The following is a 16,724-nucleotide window of genomic DNA, read 5'->3' on the forward strand; positions in this document are numbered from 1 at the left end:
AGCACCAACAGCAGATGGGGCAACTATCACAGGGAAGTAGGGGATTAAATGGCAGCAGAAGACCGCTCTAATCAGACACTTAAAATCTATGACAAAACCGGGAAACTAATTGTTACCGGCGAAAAAGGCAAAGGCATTGCGACTATTACCGGCTTAGCAGCTGGGACTAAAGTTGCAGCTGGTGACTATAAAGCTTCATTTAGCGATGGAACGAATGAATCGGATAAAGTGGACGTTCCAGTATTTAACGTATTACCAGCAGAAGGGTAGTGGCTTTAATGCTGACTTATGACGAATTCAAGAAAATGGGGTTCAAACTTGATGAAACCAAATTCAATGAGCTACTCCCGTTTGCAGAGATCCAATTAAACATTAAAGTGCGGCGTTACTATGAGTTTCATGATTTGGAAAGCGACTTGGAGTTCAGAAAGAAGGCTTACAAACGCGCAATTGCTTTCCAGATTCTTTATATGGACAAACAAGGCGTTTCAACAGCTGATGATGTGGCCAACAAGCCGACTTCTGTATCACAATCAATCGGGTCTACAAGCGTTTCTAAGTCGTTCGGGTCTAATAGTTCGAGTGGTGGTTCAAACAACGCAGAAACAAGCGCTATTAGTTTAGAAGCACTTAATCAGCTAAGCGGCACTGGCTTGTTAAGCCGAGGCATCTACTATGACTGAACTAATCGATGCGAGTTGGCTGGTTGATTCTATTACAATTGCCAAGGCTATTGAAGATGATTGGCAAAACACCACTTATCCAGACCCGATTACGCTTGACAACGTGCGCGTCGATTTAACTAAACAATATGCCGGTACAGGAAACAATCGTGAGATCGTAGCTAATGCAACGGTCTTTTTATTTGCCCAATATACCGGCAGTTATTTTGTGCCCGATGATGATTGGCTGCATTCTAAGGTAGTTTACAACGGTCATGAGTATTCGGTTACTGATTACGTTGTTAACCATGGAATCGAGACTAACAAGCCGTACAGCGTCGAACTGAAGGTGATTTAATGGGCGATATTAAAGTTAAGGTTGATTTGAGTGGCGTTACCAAGAAGTTATCAGATGCCAATTTCAAACGCGGACAATTCGCGATGGCTAATCAAGCTTTGGCTGACATGAATATTTTCGTTCCAAAGCGTGAAGGTGATTTGCGAAATTCAGCTCATATTGATTCTGGCGGTCAATTTGTTGTTTGGGAAATGCCTTATGCTGGCCGTCAATACTACGGTGTTGGCATTCATAACTACACAACGCCTGGCACTGGGCCGCGTTGGGATTTAAAAGCTAAAGGCATGTACCTAAATTCATGGGTAGACGCGTTTAAAAAGGGGGCTAAGCTGTAATGGACTTTATGGAGCGATTAAAAGATAACATTAATAGTCTGCCAGATTTACCAATGAAGTTAACGCTTGGTTATTTAACGGCTAAGGACAGCTTAGTCCTCTATGCGTTGCCAGGCGGACAAGTTATCCGCGAGTATTACGACGGCGTTAAAGACCAATCGTTGAACTATGAGATTGGCATCAAAACTAAAGACCAGCAGAAAGCTAATGCCACACTATGGCAGATTCAGACACACCTCGAACAGGTTGAAGAATTGATTAGTAAAGATTCGAGTTTCCAATTTCAAAAATTAAGAGTAAGCAACAAGCCTTTTTTGTCTGACCAAGACGAACAGGGCTTTTTTATTTACCTGTTAGACATAACAGCAGATTTAACTACTTTAAAAAAATAGGAGTGATTACATGCGTCAAAAAAATGCAAAGCGTCGGCACTTTGTCGCACCTTGGACAAGCGATGATAAAAAACCGGCAGAAGAAGATTATTTACCATTAGCCAAATGGATTCCCACGATCGAAGATGATTCAGACGAAGATACGGATGATGTTGGCTATTACGACGGTGATGGTAATACTGAAACAATCTTAAATGGACGTTCTGAAAAGTGGAACTTTGAAGGGACGTATGATCCCGACGACAAAGCGCAAGCATTAATTGCCGGAATGAAACGGGTTCAAACTGACGATGGGCGTAAATTATGGCACAAAATTATCGAAACAGATGGAGAAACAGTAGAAGGCGTTGCTAAGGCGATGGAAATTAAAGCCGGCTCGGGTGACGCTACCGATTACGAAGAATTTTCAGGGCACTTAGACTATATTCGAGCACCTGAAGTGACACCGTCAGCGTCAAAATAACAGCCCCAGAAGCCGTGGCAGTCACAGGTACCAAAGATGGCGGTAACGTCACAGCTCAATAGGGGCTTAATCATTTTAGAGCCCTGGCATTACGCCGGGGCTTTATTTTTTTAGACAAAATTAACGGAGGTTTTTAATTATGGTATTGAAATTTCAACAAGAAGTAGACGGTATTCCGCTAGAAGTGGCGGTCAAACAATTAGATGGCACAAATAAGATTGTTTCTTTATTTGTTTCAACTGACGCGGAATCAATTGCCGATTTGATGGACAAAACAGATTTAATCAAGGCTAAGGCAGAAGAATTGAAGGTTAAATATCCCGCTTTAAATAAGCCAATTGGCGACGAAGACGTTGAAGGATTCCGAGAAGTCGTTAAGGGCGCTACAGAGCTGGTCAAAGCTAATTACAATGAATTGTTCGGCGAAGGGGCATACGATAAGTTATCAGAAGCTGGTTTAGGTTTGTTGAAGCTAATCCCATTGTTAACTGATTTAACGGACGGACTGACCGAAGAATTAGAAAGTAAAGTTGCTGAAAATCAGAAAAAAGCTAATAAACGCAGAGCCGATTTACTTATCAAGAACAAAAAGAAACAAAAATAAGAGGTGGTTAGATGTTCAAATTGAACGACCCCTTAGATGATCGCGTGACGATTAATGGTGAAGAACACCCAATTTACATGGCGTTTGATAACGTCATGAATGCTTTAGAGGCGTTCGAGGATAAAGAATTGAGCGAAGCTGACCGACTGTATGTGTTTCTAGGCACAATGCTTCACGATTACGGCGGTGATTTACTTGATACGTTTGATTTCGAAACACAGGTTGACATTGGTAAACAGATTATAGAGCAGATTAACAGCGAACCAATCGAAAATCAACCGGTTGACCTTAACGGCGACCCAATGCCCCAACCCAAAAGAGATGGCCCACAGCTTGTCTCTTTTTCATTAGACGCTAAATACATCTACGCAGCATTTATGCAGGCGTATGGCATTGATTTAATCGAACAACAAGGTTCGCTTCATTGGTCGAAGTTTTCGGCGCTACTCAATGCATTGCCCGATAACACGTTAATGCGACAGATTATCGACATTCGAAAAACCAATTTAAATGAAATCAAGGACAAAGACGAAAAGAAACGGATTAAGAAGCTCAAACAACAATTCAGCTTAGAGGGTAAAGGTAGTCCTGACGAGGAAGGAGGGGACACGTATGGCTGATGGGACAGTTAAAATCACGATTGAAGCAGATGGCAATAAGGCAATTAAGTCTGCTAAAGATTTAGAAAACGTCTTTAACCAACTTGGACGAAATAACGCCACTAAGCCTTTAACAAATGATTTAGATAACGTTTCTAATCATTCTGGCAAAGCTAGAGTCAGCATTATGGACTTGGCAGCTTCACTCGGACTAGTTAAGGTTGCTAGCGCTGCCTTCGGTTTTGTGACAAGCGGACTTGGTGAGATCGTTAAAGGTTTGAATGAGTCTAGCGCCACGTGGAAGACTTTTGAAGGCAACATGAAGGGCTTTGGTAAGTCTGGCGCCGAGATTGCTAAGGTTAAAAAGGAATTGCAAAGTTACGCCCAAGCAACTATTTATTCTGCGTCAGACATGGCTTCAACCTACGCTCAATTATCTGCGGTCGGAACTAAGAATACGACTAAACTCGTTGAAGGGTTCGGGGGCTTAGCAGCTGCCGCAGAAGACCCACAACAAGCTATGAAATCATTGAGCCAACAAGCGACGCAAATGGCAGCCAGACCGCAAGTCGCTTGGGAAGACTTCAAAATCATGCTTGAGCAAACTCCAGCTGGTATGGCTGCGGTCGCTAAAGAAATGGGCATGAGTTTAACTGACTTGGTTAAAAAAGTCCAAGACGGATCAGTTAAAACGGACGACTTCTTTAATGCGATTGCAAAGGCTGGCACTAACGACACGTTCGGCAAAATGGCCACACAGTTCAAGACAGTGGGCCAAGCTGCGGACGGCTTGAAAGAAACCATCACCAACAAGCTACAAGGTGCGTTTGATAAAATGGGTCAAGTCGGAATTAACGCTATCGTCAAACTGACGGATTGGATTCAAACAATCAACTTCGATGCAATCATTGCAAGTGCTGTCAAGTTTGGGACGGATGTTTATAATTCAATTATGAAAGTTGTTAGCTACGTTCAGCAAAACTCTGATTGGTTGGGCCCAATCGCGGCAGGTATCGCGGCTGGGGTTACCGCTTTTATGGCAATCAATGGAGCGATTAGAATAGCCACCACAACCATGGCAATATTCAATGCCGTTATGTCAATCAACCCGTTCGTGGCACTCATTGTTGGGATTACAGCGGTTGTTGCAGGGTTGGTTTACTTCTTCACTCAAACCGAAAGCGGCAAAGAAATTTGGGCTAACTTCACGGCATTTCTAACACAAACGTGGCAAGCAACTGTTGCAGTTGCCCAAACTATTTGGACTGCTTTAGCCACATTCTTTTCTGGATTATGGACAGGGATAACCACTTTCGCCACAGCAATATGGACTAGTTTAGTCGCATCGTTAGGCGGCATTTGGAATGGATTAGTAACTTATGCATCTGGGGTCTTTAATCTGCTTAAAGCGGTTATTATGGGCCCTATTTTGTTGCTCGTTGATTTGGTGACTGGCAATTTTGACCAGATGAAATCCGACGCCATTCTAATTTGGAATAGCATTAAAGCTGCCGCCGGTCAAATCTGGAACGGATTATCCGCAATGGTATCTGGGATTGTTTCTAATTTTGTCAGTTCAGTTTCTGGATTATTCAGAGCAATGGCCGGTCTTGTCGTCGGTATCTGGAATGGATTAAAAGCAATGGTCGTAGGTATTGCACAAGGCATTGCTAGCGGTGCTATAAGTGCATGGAATGGCATGGTTTCCGGCGTTAGAGGAATAATTTCAAGTGTCAGATCAACATTCAATTCATTAAGAGATATAAATCTATTTTCAATAGGAAAGCATATTGTCCAAGGGCTTGTCAACGGTATTGGCGGAATGATTGGTAATGTTAGGGACAAAATTAGCGAACTAGCAAGCACTGTGACTAGCGGCATCAGAAAAGCACTTAAAATTCACTCTCCATCAAGAGTCATGGCCGAACTAGGTATGTATACAGGCATGGGATTTTCGAACGGGATCGAAGAAATGATTCCTACTGCTGAAAAAATGAGCAAAAAATTAGCCGAAGCTGCGATGATTAAGAAAACTTTTGGTGTTAATTCAGAGTTTGCCGGTATAACGGCAGAAAGCGCCACAGGAATCGGACGCGGTGTTACACCGACTAACTCTGTGGTTAATAATTACAGCAACGTTGCTACCACGACGGTTCAGACGGCTAAGGAATCTAATAACAAGGTGTTAGAGGCGTTGAATAAGATTGCTAATAATAGACCGGTAGCGGTCGTCGACGGTTCAAGTTTTGCGCCAGCTTATGAGCAATATGGTTCGACAGAAACGGCTCGTCGTAGCCAAATGAAAGGTAGGGGATTGGCAGTTGACAGCAAATTCTAAATACGGGATTGAATTCAATGGGTTACGATCGGACAGCTTTGGGCTAATGGTTATTAACCCGAAAGAAATCGGTTTCCCATCAAAAAATAAAATTGTCCAATCGCTGCCTTTCAGCAATACGATTATCGACTTGTCCGAAATGTATGGTGGTCAAAGTTATGGTGAGCGCAAACTCAAGTTTACGTTTCTAATCGTTGAAAGTGACCGTTTCGACAAGAACGCGCTTTACACCCAGTGGACAAAGACAGTTAATTGGCTAATGGGTGTTAATCATAAAGTTAAGCTAAAAGATGATGTCATGAGCGATTATTACTACTTAGGCGAGGTTCAAGAGGCGCCTTCATGGGACGAGTACGTTCGGTACGGTAAGTTTACCGTTGAGTTCATCTGCTACCCATTTCGGATCCATGAACTGGCCGAAGGCAATGACATTTGGGACACGTTTAATTTCGAATTAGACATCGCTCAAATTACCGAATACACAGTCGTAGGCAGTCGAACAGTAACACTCTACAATGTTGGGCAGAACCAAGTTAACCCACAGATCGTGGCAACCGCACCGTTTGAAATTACAGCTAATGGGCAAAATTACACAATCCCAGCAGGTACGATTGAAAGCCCTGATTTCGTGCTTAATCAAGGTGAGACAACCATGACAATCAAGGGTAATAGCAAGATAAGTTTTAATTGGCATAAGGAGTTGATTTGATGTATCGCATAACAGTACGCCAAGGTTGGGACGGGCAAGAAACGACTATTCATTCTGAAAATATGAGTAGCGTCAAATTGCTATCCGCTAAAATCACCAAAGATGTTGATTCGATTGACTCTTTCGCCTTTAATATCAGCCCTAAATCGCCACAGTACAACGCTTTTAAATACCGGACAACATTCGTTAAGGTTACCAACACAAAACTCAATAAGGTGTTGTTTGAAGGCCGAGTTTTGCCGACAACCGATTCAATGGATAGCAGCGGTCTTTTTAACAAAACAGTCACCTGTGAAGGTTTAACGGCTTTCTTGCATGATTCCATTCAAGACTATTATGCACTGTCTAACAACGATTTAAAGGCGTTCCTAAGCCACATGATTGACGTCCATAATAGGCAAGTTGATTCATATAAGCGCATTAAGTTGGGCCAAGTAACTGTGACTAGCCCGTCTGATAACGTCTATAAGTCAATTGACGATTCTAAGACGACGTATGACACGATTAAAGAGAAGTTAATCGATAAGTATGGCGGTGAGATTCGCGTAAGGCATGAGCCAGATGGGCTTTATTTAGACTATATGCCAGAGATTGCTACATTAAGCGGCCAAAACATTCGTTTAGCAAGCAACTTGCTATCTTTGAAACGAGCTGTTGATCCAAGTGAAGCTTACTCGGTCATTAAACCTTTGGGGGCTAGAGCTGAAACAACGACTCAAGCCGAAGAAGGTGAGTCTGATATTTCACAACCTAGATTAACGATTGAGACTGTCAACAACGGCAGTCTTTTTTTATCGTCTCAATCGATGATTCAGAAAATCGGCTACGTTGTCCACGCTGAAGTGTGGGACGACGTTAAAGTACCGTCTATTCTCAAATCTAAGGGGCAAGCGATGCTGGATAGCCAACGAGAAATTAAGGAACAGTTTCAAGTAACGGCTGTTGATTTGAGTCTGTTATCCGGTATGACGGTCGACAGTTTTGAATGCGGCAATTACCACCAAACGATTAATCCACTAATGGGAATTAATGAACGGTTGCGGATTGTTGGCCAGTCGTTAGACATCTGCGAACCACTTAACTCAACGTTATCGATTGGCGATAAGTTGCTGGGTCAAGCCGATTACGAGGCGCTTATTAAGAAGCAAAACGAAGCAATCGATGAGATTAAAGGCAGAGTTGCGAGTCAAACCGCTAGAATTGTTACGATTACGAAAGAAATGGAGTCGACCAATGAAGCCTTGTCATCGGCACAAAAAGAACTATCTAGCCTCAAAACCGAGTACGACAAGTTAATTGAGAACATCGGTGACGCAGATTTTAAGGCAATCATGACCAAATTGACCGAGTTAAAAAATCAAACTGCCACCGTGATCGCCAACTTGGGTGAGATCGGTGCGGAGGTTTTGACCAATCAGAATGCAATCGCAGACTTAAAAATAATGGACGCTAAACTTGACCAGCGCATTAGTGCGTTGGAAGGCAGCACAGGAGGAACAAGAAATGAGCACAAAGACTAACAAAAATACAGATTTACTGAGAGGTGATAGATATGACTCAAGCACCACAAAGAGCAGATTATAAGGACACGTTGCCCAATAACTTTCCGTATGATTACGACTATGATGCCGTAGATCCTAAAATCAAGCTCAGGACCAAACGAGTGCGTGAAGCAATGAGTGGCGCAGATGTTCGAGGTGCACTTGCTCAAGGCGTCGAGATTGCCGGAATTACGGCCGGTGAAGCCCAAGGAGTGGCGGCAAACGCTAATTCGAAATCAATTGACACACAGAACCGGCTTAATGACCAGCTTGCTGCTGCTACCGAAGGCGATAATTCTCTGAAAGAAGTGGTCGATGCTAGACGGCCTGCTGGTGCGGCGAATGCATACAAAACAATTGGAAATCGAATGGACGAAATGCCAACAGGTAAAGAGATTAATGAGCTTAAAAATAATTTACAGAATCTCGTTTTAGTCGACCGTCACCGGCTAACATATAAAGGCGCAGCGGTTGGCTTGACACCACACGCAGGAGCACGGGTACCGACAGCCGATTTTGAATTTAAGCATCTGGCAAATATGGGGTTGTCAGCTACTTTTGTTGTCATGCTAAACGTGGCTGACAAAAACGACCCAAATGTTCAGATGCCTGATGATACAATTATTTCAAAAGCGATTAGCGAGGCTACTGCAGCAGGAGTGTCGGTAACGATGATTAAACCTCACATCGGAGTTTCATTTATGGATTGGCTAGACAGAGGAACATATGAGCCGAGAGACTGGTCTGCTTTTTGGACAAATTGGCGGAAAATAATGCTTCACTATGCTGGGATTTGTGATGCAAATAGAATACCAATCCTGTGTTTAGGCACCGAGCAGTATAAGTGCACTGATGCGTCGATGATTGAGCAATGGGGTGCTCTAACGGCAGCAATCAGATCTCAATATCCAAATTTGAAATTGACCTATGCAGCAGTGGGTGACGAATACTTCAACGAAGAGCATGCTCAGATCGCTCAATATCTTGATTTCATGGGAGCGAATTTTTATCCAAGCTACACTTATCAAATTGTTCAACCCGGTAACGCTGGCGGAATTAGCGTAGATGAATTAGCAAGAGTTTTTTATACAGCTGATCCACGTAGACTAGGAACCGGAAATACACGAACTTATCACGAAATGGTTGATTTTTATAAGAAAAAATATAATGTGCCAACTTTTGTCACCGAAACCGGTGTCATGCCAACGGATGACGGGCTAGTGCATTTGGTCACAGACAATAACTTTCCACAAGCCAGTGATCCAACTCAACAGACCGGCAGATTTGAAACACCAGCCTTAGCGATGGAAGCTTTTTTTAATGGGCTTGCACAGAACCCTAATATTATCGGATTTAACTGGTGGGGGGTAGGTTATCCATTTCATTTCTTTAATGAGCTTGGTGATTCGGTTGCTGAAGATGTAATGAAAAAATATGTGAAAGGTGGGCTTGTATAATGCCAGAAAACAGTAGTTTAACTCCTAGACAATATGAAAACGGGCACGGTGACCCACACAGACAATATAATCAGTTCTTGAGTTACAAAACTGCTTCAGGAGCCTTAGCTGGGAAATGGTGTGATATGGCGACAATAAAAATTGACAATAGCAGAAGCTTCATTAACTCTGATGGTAAAACTGTGAATCAAATTAGTGACAGAAATCGTGAAATAAGTTATCTGGGTTTATCTTTTGATGTCACTAAAGGTGCGTATGGTGGGATGAAAGAATTTGGAAACATTTCGTTAACAATGAATATTGACGATAAAGAAAACCTCGTTGTTGAACTTGACCAACACTTTATTCATAGCCAAATTCATTCATCAAGTTATGTTTCACAATATGAATTTAAAATTTTTTATAAAAAAATCGTTGCAAAAGTAGCTGGTGACAATACGACGGCGACACAATTTGAAGCCCATTTATTAGCTAGAATGCCAGGTTATTACGCACCGTTATATATATATCCAAGAATTTTTGAGCATTCCGAAACTGGTTCGCCATTCACTCCATTAGGAAATACTGATTACTCGGCAAAAGAGCAACTAGATTATTTGTTCGCAGATTTGCCTTCTAAAGCCTTCATTGACGAAGCCAGTCTTAACTCTCAATTTTCGGGTTTTTCCTCAGTTAGTTCTAAGGATATTAAGCGTGATGAGACAGTTCTAAATGCAAACGATGTTGCCGCTATTAATCTCACAGAAAATACTAAAATGATTGTTATGTCAGGAAGTACAACTTTAACTACAATTGTGCCGTTTTCACAATCTTCAAATGGGTTCACGGGTTGCGAGATTAAACTTCTGTATATCGGTTCGAGTTGCACAATAAAAAGTGGTGGGACATTTTCTTATAGTGTTGCTGAAAACGGAATTTTCACAGGAAACAAGGATATTACTTTAAGAAATGGTCGAGTTTACAAGTTTTTACGATATGGCACCACTTGGTTTCTAGAAGATGCGGGATTGGAGGAATAAAAATGAGAATTGCAGTTAATAAAGCAGATGAGATTTATTTATTTGATAAGAACGATGTTTTAACACCAGCAATTGATATCGATGAATCAATCTTACCTGACGACTTTTTTTCGGCGTTTGTACCAGGCTTTTATGTTTATAAAGACGATAAAGTGATTAAAAACCCAGATTTTGTTAAGCCTGATAATCCATCTATCAATACGGCAAACGGGAATAATTCACTGGCAGCACAGGCCGCAGTCCTGACTACTATTCAGCAAATGCTAATGTATCAGGCGGCTGATATAGCCAAATTAAAACAGGGGGTTGCTAAAGCATGATGACAGTTTATGAGCAGTGTAAGATTTTTAAGAGCTGGGGTCAAACAGACCCGAATTATTATAAGGTATTCGTTGGTTACGGCTTAACGGCTGAGGAATATAAAGAGATTACCGGCGTTGATTACGCCGCGTAAAGGCGTTTTTTAGCAGCACTAAGTTAGGATTAATCAATCACTCAAGAACAATATGAACAAATTGTAGCGGCTAAACAATAGTCGCTTTTTATTTGGCTGGAGGGAGGAATAGCATGTGCACGGATTGGGAGGATTAACGTGGGGTGAATGGGCTTCGCTGATTGCGATTATTACTTTTATTGCAGGCTTAATCAGCCTGCTTTTTAAATACGCAGTTTTCGCGCCGTTTCAAGGGGATATTAAAGAGCTTAATCATAATTTTAAACAGCTCAATAACAATCTGTCTGACTTAAAAACAGACATCAAACGTTTGGACGAACGGGCAGACGAACACGACCGGCGACTAGATCGGCATCACGAACGTTTAAAAAGTTTAGGAGGGTACAAATGATTAAAAAAGTAGATTGGCACTCAAAGGTGCTGTGGACTTCGCTGACAGCGTTAGTCATCGTGTTAGTTCAGCAAGTGGCCAAAGTTTTCGGAATTGAATTCAGCAACGATTTAGCCAATCAGGTGCAAGGCATCGTCAATACGGTGCTTACAATCTTAGGCTTAATTGGTGTTGTTTACGATACAACGAAGGGAGATTTAAAATGAAAAAACTAAATAAATTAGTAGTCGCCTTTGGGGCGGCTATTTTAGTTGCAACAAATGTGGCGGGGGTGGTACAAGCTTATTCGATTGATAATACTTATAAGCTTGCGGACAATGAAGGGTCTGCGTACAAGACTAGCAACAATTATATTATTCTACACGATGTCGGTACCGAATCAAAAGCGTGGGAAAATGCCAGTTATTTAAAACGTGCCTGGTCATCTGCGGGCGCTTATGTTCAATATTATGTCGGTGATGGCGGCAAGGTTTTCGCCGGTGGAGCTGAAGGCTATCAAGCATGGGGTGCGGGGGCCGTTGCCAATGCTGGTTCACCTGTTCAAATCGAATTAGCCCATACGTACGACAAGGCCCAGTTCGCCAAAGATTATGCAGCTTATGTCAATTTAGCCCGCAATAGCGCAATCAAATATGGTATTCCGCTCATACTAGATGGTAACGGCCGTGGGATTAAGACGCACTTATGGGTCACCAACAATATTTGGGGTAACCACACCGATCCCTACGATTATCTTGCCCGGTTCGGGGTGACAAAACAGAAGTTGGCACATGACTTACAGACTGGATTGCCTGAAGATGGCACCGCTGCAGTGCCATCAACACCTAAACCAGCGGTACATGCGCCGACAAAGCCAAACAATTCTAATGAATGGGCTGAAAACTGGCACTTTACTAACGGCGACCAACCAATCCAAGCCCGCCTTGGCACGCCATCACTAAGCGCACCATACGCTGGTAAGTTGCCTGCTCACACGACCATCTATTATGATCGTGTCGCAGTCCGAGACGGTTATGTTTGGTGTCACTGGACAACAGACAGAGGGGACTCAGTTTGGATGCCGGTCCATCCAGTAGGCACAGCCAATAATGTTTGGGTGTCATTTGACTAACATAGAATACTAAAAAAGCCCTCGTTTGAGGGCTGTACATAAATTGGTATAGTTATAGATTGCAATTTACATTATAATGATATTTACGATAAATCTATGGTTTATCTATGGTTTTTTCGAATTTAAGCAGATATAGGTATAGATAGGCAATAGAAAATATAGTCAAAAAATTGATTAAAATAATTGGTATAGCTTGATAAAGTTATTGAACTACTGTAACATGACGTCGTGGAGAGATAAATATTTAACTAGAAGGAGGGATCTATATGTATAATGTTGAAAAGATCGTAAATTGGTTACGTGTTAAAAACCATGCTGATTTAAGAGAATATGATTATGTAGATGAACTCACACAAATGAAGGCTATGAAATTATTATATTATATTCAAGGAACTAGTTTGGTCGTACTGAAGGAAAGGCTTTTCCCAGATGACATCGTGGCATGGAAGTATGGACCAGTTGTTCAATCCGTACATGATATGTATGCTGGAAAACGTGAAATTGTTGGAGACATTACAAGTCAGGACATAAAGGATTATGAAACGCTTAATTCTAACCCTAAAGTTGCTGCGGTACTTAATGCAGTGTATAGCGCTTTTGGCAATATGTCAGCAGCGGATTTAGTTAAGCAGACACATAATGAAAGCCCGTGGAAGACAACTCAGCAAAGTATGGTAATTACTGACGAAAAATTAAAAGAATACTTTAAAACTATAGTTACGGAATAAATTATGGTAAAAATAGATACTACAAAAATAGATACTAATAAGAATCCAGAAATAAAAATAGATAAGTCTTATACTCCGACTAGGATGACATTTAATTTTTCTTTTCTAACGCCTAATAGAGAATATGGATTAAATGGAAAGTCAGTCGACAAGAAGATAAAAGCAAAACTAATCGATCGTCTAGAGTTCCTATCACAAAAAGACTACGTTGCAATACTAGGGTTGCCAAAAGAGGTTGGACTTGAAAAATTACCTGAATCGTCCGTTAGTTTGAGAAAACATCCAGAATTTATTAGTAGCGGTCGAGATGATGCCTGTAACAACGATTTCTGGGTTTTTAGACTTTCGAAAAAGGGTAGAGTAATCGGAAAAATGAAGGATAAAATATTTTTTATTTTAAGTGTTGATGTCAAATTTGATAGTTATAAACACGGGTAAACAGCAGAGCTTGAGAGCTACACATAGAATTAATAGCCTAAAAATACTATACTATTAAGTGGCAAAAATGCTAAGTACAATCTTTAAAGAAATTGTGATTTTTATATGAATAACAGGAACCTTCGGGTGGGTTTGGTCACCTATCCGAGTTATATCTATATTATAATAAGCCTAACTCACTCTAATCAGTGGGTTAGGCTTATTTTTTATGGCTTTTTAAGCAACGTTAATTTCATATTTTTGGGCTACTTTTAAAAGCGCGGGTTTAATTTCGGATGGCAATACGTTTAAATTGTCTGTGTATTTGTCTATAATTTCGTCCTTATTTTTAAGTGTGACGCTCATGACAATGTCGTCATCCACAGATAAATCAAAGGTTATTTTTTCGTCAAGTCTGTTAATTTTGATTAAATCTTCAAACGCTGCGCATGCTTCTTCAAATTCATCGTATTCATATACCTCGTCGCTGAATAATGAGTCATCGTTGTTCCAGATCGTTGTTAAAATTGTGAATGTGTGTTCTTCGTTGAATGTCATGCTTAATTCCTCCAATTTAATTAATTCGTTTAAAATGTCGCCAGGCGTTTTGCCTAGAATATCGGCAATAGCTCTGATTGCCTTAATGTTATTTTGTTCTGTAATATCAATTTTTGAGTTAATAATTGCTGCTACTGATGACGATGGTTTGTTCATTAATTTAGCGATCATAGCTTGTGTAATACGGTTATCTTTTAAGTAGTTATCTAATAGTGTCATTTTGAGTTCTCCTTTATTTTGAAAGTCCAACATAATTAATATCTGCGATTGTGTCAGTTAATTGTTTCTTAACTTTGAAGTCGATTGAGTAAACTTGACCTTCTTGCAATTTAGAAGCAACGTAGCCATTTAACTTTGTTGACCATGAAAAAATATTGCCTTTAACATCTTCAAAGATGAATTCTGCTACACGTCCATAAAATGTATCGCGGATGCTGTCTAAGCGTTTGAAAGTAACCATTTTGCCCACGACATCTTTATCGACATCAAACTTACGTGAGCTTGAGTTTAATGAACTTTGAACGTCTGCGACTGCTTGTTTAGCACTCTTCCAAGCACGTTTTAAGCTATCTGATAAATATTCAACAGCATTACCGCCTAAACGTTTTGCTGATCCTTTAGCCATTTGCCAAGCTGTTTTGAATAACTTTGATTTATTAATTGCCATGATTAAAACTTCCTTTCCTTAACTTATGTACTAAGTATAACGTAATTACGTAATCTTGTCAACGTAATTACGTAAAAAAATACGAAATATTTTAATTAAAATAAATAGCATTTATTTGTATAATACACTTGAATTATAATACGTACGTGTTATAATATACTTGTAGTCAAGAAGAGATAAAAAAGAAGGAAGTCTTAAAAATGTTCAAACGCTTATCAAGTCAAGAAAGATCAGAGTTAACAAAATCAGAGTTAAAATCTTATAGATTTAGAAGACGTCAAAGTAAGTTGATGAAAGATGCTCACAAAGTGGCTAAAGTAATCGTTAGTTCTGTTGGCAATTATAGCATTGCTCTGGGCCTTGCTTTAAAATTTGTTAACAACTACAACAAAAACGTTGAAGCATTGCGTGCCGCTAAGGACACTGTTAAATTGTTCGAACTAAAACGTGTTACAGATGCCGCATATGACGAGTTTATGCCAGAATCAGTAGCTGGAGTTCCTGCATGGGCTATTAAGAAAGACTTCTCAAGAGCCGGAGCTAAAGACATCCTTTTCTTTACTATCAAATCTGAAGTTATTGGTGAAACTGAAAAAGCTGTTCAAATCAGTTTCGACACAAAGAACCCTAAAGAAGACATTATTGATCATCATAAAACTTGGGTCGCTAAGAGCATCTTAGCTGCCTAATAAAGGAGAATAATCATGAAATTAAGCGAGAAAATCCAAAAGCTACTTGATAGTAGCATTACATCATACAGAATCAGCAAAATAACAGGCGTCACGGTTTCATCAATTGGCGCCATGCGACGCGGAGAAAGAAAAGTTGAAAATATGCAGCTCGGCATAGCTGAAAAATTAGGTCAATTCTACGATGAGGAGATGACAGACATGTCAATGGAAACAATCCAAATTATTTTAAGTGAAGCTTTCAAGAAAATTGGAGTTAAGCCATTTATTGACACCGATGACGGGAACGTTATTATTGAATTCGCCTTGCTAGGCGATGATGATCCCGTTAGATTCGCAGTTTACACTGACGAAATCACGACTAAAGATGATGTTTTGCAAAATCTGGGACAAGCCTTGAGAGACTTTGACACACAAGAAGAAGACGGCTACTATCCTAGCATATATAGTGATCAAGCTGCTAATCCCGAGCCCGTAACCGCTGAGTATATGCCCATTAGTAAGGGGAGTTCAGACTACCTAGCGGGATTAGGCAAGAAGATTTTAAACCTCGAATAGACCCTGAAAAGGGTCTTTTTATTATTGATGTTAAATTGTAAATTCGGGCAAAGTTTCCACCAAGTCCAATAGTGTCTGAAACCAGATGCCAGCTAGTATGTCGCTTTGAAATTCTAGGCTGAAATGTTTGGTTCCTTCTATATTAATAGTTGAGTTTTTCAATTCCACAAAAAGACCAAGTTCTTCTATTTCGATTACTTGCATATTAATCACCTCACATTAAGGTACAAATAATACTGCGTAAATTTTCCTCTATTTTAACTTCTGGGACGATATATGTTGAATATACGAATATAAATCTTAAAAAACTTACCACATAATTTACCACAGATTACCACGGATAATGATGTTTTATAAAGGATAAAACAATATATTTTAATTTTATTTCCTATTATAACGGTCTATGATAGCCATATACGAATATAATTCATTCCAGCCCGAAATCGGATTATTGCCGGACTTTGTCATAGTTTAGTGGTCACAGAAGCCCGCCAAAAAAGTGGTAGCTTAATCACCGCTAATTTAGCATTACAAGCCAATCGTAACGTATATGCCTTACCGGGCCAGGTTAATCATTCATTATCGGCAGGCTGTAATCAACTGATTTTAGCCGGTGCAACGCCGCTTTTAAATCAACAATTGTTATTGGACGAGTTGCATTATTTTGATTGAGG

Annotated in this window: 25 protein-coding genes and 1 pseudogene; 23 read left to right on the plus strand and 3 right to left on the minus strand. The window is 40.4% G+C overall.

The window, feature by feature from the left end; genetic code table 11:
• Positions 1–48 precede the first annotated feature (48 nt).
• The 20 genes from LCU_RS02400 (at position 49) to LCU_RS10060 (ending at position 13,599) form a co-directional block, all read left to right on the plus strand.
• A complete protein-coding gene (locus tag LCU_RS02400; protein WP_054644591.1) occupies positions 49–270 on the plus strand; it encodes a hypothetical protein in 222 nt (73 codons plus the stop codon).
• An 8-nt stretch (positions 271–278) separates the two neighbouring features.
• Positions 279–683 (plus strand): hypothetical protein, encoded by a 405-nt coding sequence (locus tag LCU_RS02405; protein ID WP_056966400.1) that lies wholly within the window; start codon positions 279–281, stop codon positions 681–683.
• Positions 676–1,020, plus strand: coding sequence for a putative minor capsid protein (locus LCU_RS02410; RefSeq protein ID WP_054644589.1), 345 nt, complete (start codon positions 676–678; stop codon positions 1,018–1,020). Before LCU_RS02405 ends, LCU_RS02410 begins: the two co-directional genes overlap by 8 nt.
• 8 nt (positions 1,021–1,028) lie before the next feature.
• Complete coding sequence (locus tag LCU_RS02415) at positions 1,029–1,355, plus strand: minor capsid protein (RefSeq protein ID WP_054644598.1); 327 nt, start codon at positions 1,029–1,031, stop codon at positions 1,353–1,355.
• Positions 1,355–1,747: a minor capsid protein gene (locus tag LCU_RS02420; protein WP_056966398.1), complete on the plus strand. Its 393-nt coding sequence runs from the start codon at positions 1,355–1,357 to the stop codon at positions 1,745–1,747. The genes LCU_RS02415 and LCU_RS02420 overlap by 1 nt, the downstream gene beginning before the upstream one ends.
• A gap of 10 nt (positions 1,748–1,757) precedes the next feature.
• Entirely contained in the window at positions 1,758–2,210 is a 453-nt protein-coding gene (locus LCU_RS02425) for a phage tail tube protein (protein ID WP_056966396.1), read from the plus strand.
• A gap of 139 nt (positions 2,211–2,349) precedes the next feature.
• The gene (locus LCU_RS02430) at positions 2,350–2,814 is read left to right on the plus strand and encodes a hypothetical protein (RefSeq protein WP_056966394.1); all 465 of its coding nucleotides are present in this window, start codon (positions 2,350–2,352) and stop codon (positions 2,812–2,814) included.
• 11 nt (positions 2,815–2,825) lie between these two features.
• Positions 2,826–3,434 carry a Gp15 family bacteriophage protein gene (locus LCU_RS02435; RefSeq protein ID WP_054644587.1) on the plus strand — a complete coding sequence of 203 codons (609 nt, stop codon included), beginning with the start codon at positions 2,826–2,828 and terminating at the stop codon, positions 3,432–3,434.
• Positions 3,427–5,751, plus strand: a complete 2,325-nt coding sequence (locus LCU_RS02440) for a phage tail protein (RefSeq protein ID WP_056966392.1) — start codon at positions 3,427–3,429, stop codon at positions 5,749–5,751. The genes LCU_RS02435 and LCU_RS02440 overlap by 8 nt, the downstream gene beginning before the upstream one ends.
• The gene (locus tag LCU_RS02445; RefSeq protein WP_056966390.1) at positions 5,735–6,460 is read left to right on the plus strand and encodes a phage tail domain-containing protein; all 726 of its coding nucleotides are present in this window, start codon (positions 5,735–5,737) and stop codon (positions 6,458–6,460) included. Before LCU_RS02440 ends, LCU_RS02445 begins: the two co-directional genes overlap by 17 nt.
• Positions 6,460–7,980, plus strand: a complete 1,521-nt coding sequence (locus LCU_RS02450) for a phage tail protein (protein ID WP_056966388.1) — start codon at positions 6,460–6,462, stop codon at positions 7,978–7,980. Before LCU_RS02445 ends, LCU_RS02450 begins: the two co-directional genes overlap by 1 nt.
• Positions 7,981–8,012: 32 nt before the next feature.
• Positions 8,013–9,458, plus strand: a complete 1,446-nt coding sequence (locus tag LCU_RS02455) for a glycoside hydrolase family 113 (RefSeq protein ID WP_056966385.1) — start codon at positions 8,013–8,015, stop codon at positions 9,456–9,458.
• Positions 9,458–10,477, plus strand: coding sequence for a hypothetical protein (locus tag LCU_RS02460; RefSeq protein ID WP_056966383.1), 1,020 nt, complete (start codon positions 9,458–9,460; stop codon positions 10,475–10,477). Before LCU_RS02455 ends, LCU_RS02460 begins: the two co-directional genes overlap by 1 nt.
• Positions 10,478–10,479: 2 nt before the next feature.
• Complete coding sequence (locus LCU_RS02465; RefSeq protein WP_056966380.1) at positions 10,480–10,797, plus strand: DUF2977 domain-containing protein; 318 nt, start codon at positions 10,480–10,482, stop codon at positions 10,795–10,797.
• The gene (locus LCU_RS02470) at positions 10,794–10,931 is read left to right on the plus strand and encodes an XkdX family protein (protein WP_235805406.1); all 138 of its coding nucleotides are present in this window, start codon (positions 10,794–10,796) and stop codon (positions 10,929–10,931) included. Before LCU_RS02465 ends, LCU_RS02470 begins: the two co-directional genes overlap by 4 nt.
• Before the next feature lie 115 nt (positions 10,932–11,046).
• On the plus strand, positions 11,047–11,322 hold the full coding sequence (locus LCU_RS02475; protein WP_232325280.1) for a hypothetical protein: 276 nt from the start codon (positions 11,047–11,049) through the stop codon (positions 11,320–11,322).
• Positions 11,319–11,528: a phage holin gene (locus tag LCU_RS02480; RefSeq protein WP_056966378.1), complete on the plus strand. Its 210-nt coding sequence runs from the start codon at positions 11,319–11,321 to the stop codon at positions 11,526–11,528. Before LCU_RS02475 ends, LCU_RS02480 begins: the two co-directional genes overlap by 4 nt.
• Positions 11,525–12,433: an SH3 domain-containing protein gene (locus LCU_RS09895; RefSeq protein ID WP_056966376.1), complete on the plus strand. Its 909-nt coding sequence runs from the start codon at positions 11,525–11,527 to the stop codon at positions 12,431–12,433. Before LCU_RS02480 ends, LCU_RS09895 begins: the two co-directional genes overlap by 4 nt.
• A 266-nt stretch (positions 12,434–12,699) precedes the next feature.
• Entirely contained in the window at positions 12,700–13,161 is a 462-nt protein-coding gene (locus LCU_RS02490; RefSeq protein WP_054644574.1) for a Panacea domain-containing protein, read from the plus strand.
• A 3-nt stretch (positions 13,162–13,164) separates the two neighbouring features.
• Entirely contained in the window at positions 13,165–13,599 is a 435-nt protein-coding gene (locus LCU_RS10060) for a hypothetical protein (RefSeq protein ID WP_056966373.1), read from the plus strand.
• Positions 13,600–13,815: 216 nt separating this feature from the next.
• On the opposite strand, the gene LCU_RS02500 is transcribed toward LCU_RS10060, so the two are convergent.
• The gene (locus LCU_RS02500; protein WP_128486085.1) at positions 13,816–14,355 is read right to left on the minus strand and encodes a helix-turn-helix transcriptional regulator; all 540 of its coding nucleotides are present in this window, start codon (positions 14,353–14,355) and stop codon (positions 13,816–13,818) included.
• 13 nt (positions 14,356–14,368) lie between these two features.
• Entirely contained in the window at positions 14,369–14,803 is a 435-nt protein-coding gene (locus tag LCU_RS02505; protein ID WP_128486086.1) for a hypothetical protein, read from the minus strand.
• 200 nt (positions 14,804–15,003) lie between these two features.
• Between LCU_RS02505 and LCU_RS02510 the strand changes: the two genes are divergently transcribed.
• On the plus strand, positions 15,004–15,492 hold the full coding sequence (locus tag LCU_RS02510; RefSeq protein ID WP_201779017.1) for a hypothetical protein: 489 nt from the start codon (positions 15,004–15,006) through the stop codon (positions 15,490–15,492).
• Between the two features lie 15 nt (positions 15,493–15,507).
• Positions 15,508–16,050, plus strand: a complete 543-nt coding sequence (locus LCU_RS10010; RefSeq protein ID WP_056966851.1) for a hypothetical protein — start codon at positions 15,508–15,510, stop codon at positions 16,048–16,050.
• A 30-nt stretch (positions 16,051–16,080) separates the two neighbouring features.
• Here LCU_RS10010 and LCU_RS09900 read toward each other — a convergent pair whose 3' ends face one another.
• Positions 16,081–16,254 (minus strand): hypothetical protein, encoded by a 174-nt coding sequence (locus LCU_RS09900; RefSeq protein WP_164905615.1) that lies wholly within the window; start codon positions 16,252–16,254, stop codon positions 16,081–16,083.
• Positions 16,255–16,482: 228 nt separating this feature from the next.
• Between LCU_RS09900 and LCU_RS02520 the strand changes: the two are divergent.
• Positions 16,483–16,722, plus strand: a pseudogene (locus tag LCU_RS02520) (DNA-processing protein DprA); the annotation flags it as partial.
• Positions 16,723–16,724: the final 2 nt, after the last annotated feature.

Source organism: Latilactobacillus curvatus JCM 1096 = DSM 20019, from assembly GCF_004101845.1.
GTDB lineage: Bacteria > Bacillota > Bacilli > Lactobacillales > Lactobacillaceae > Latilactobacillus > Latilactobacillus curvatus.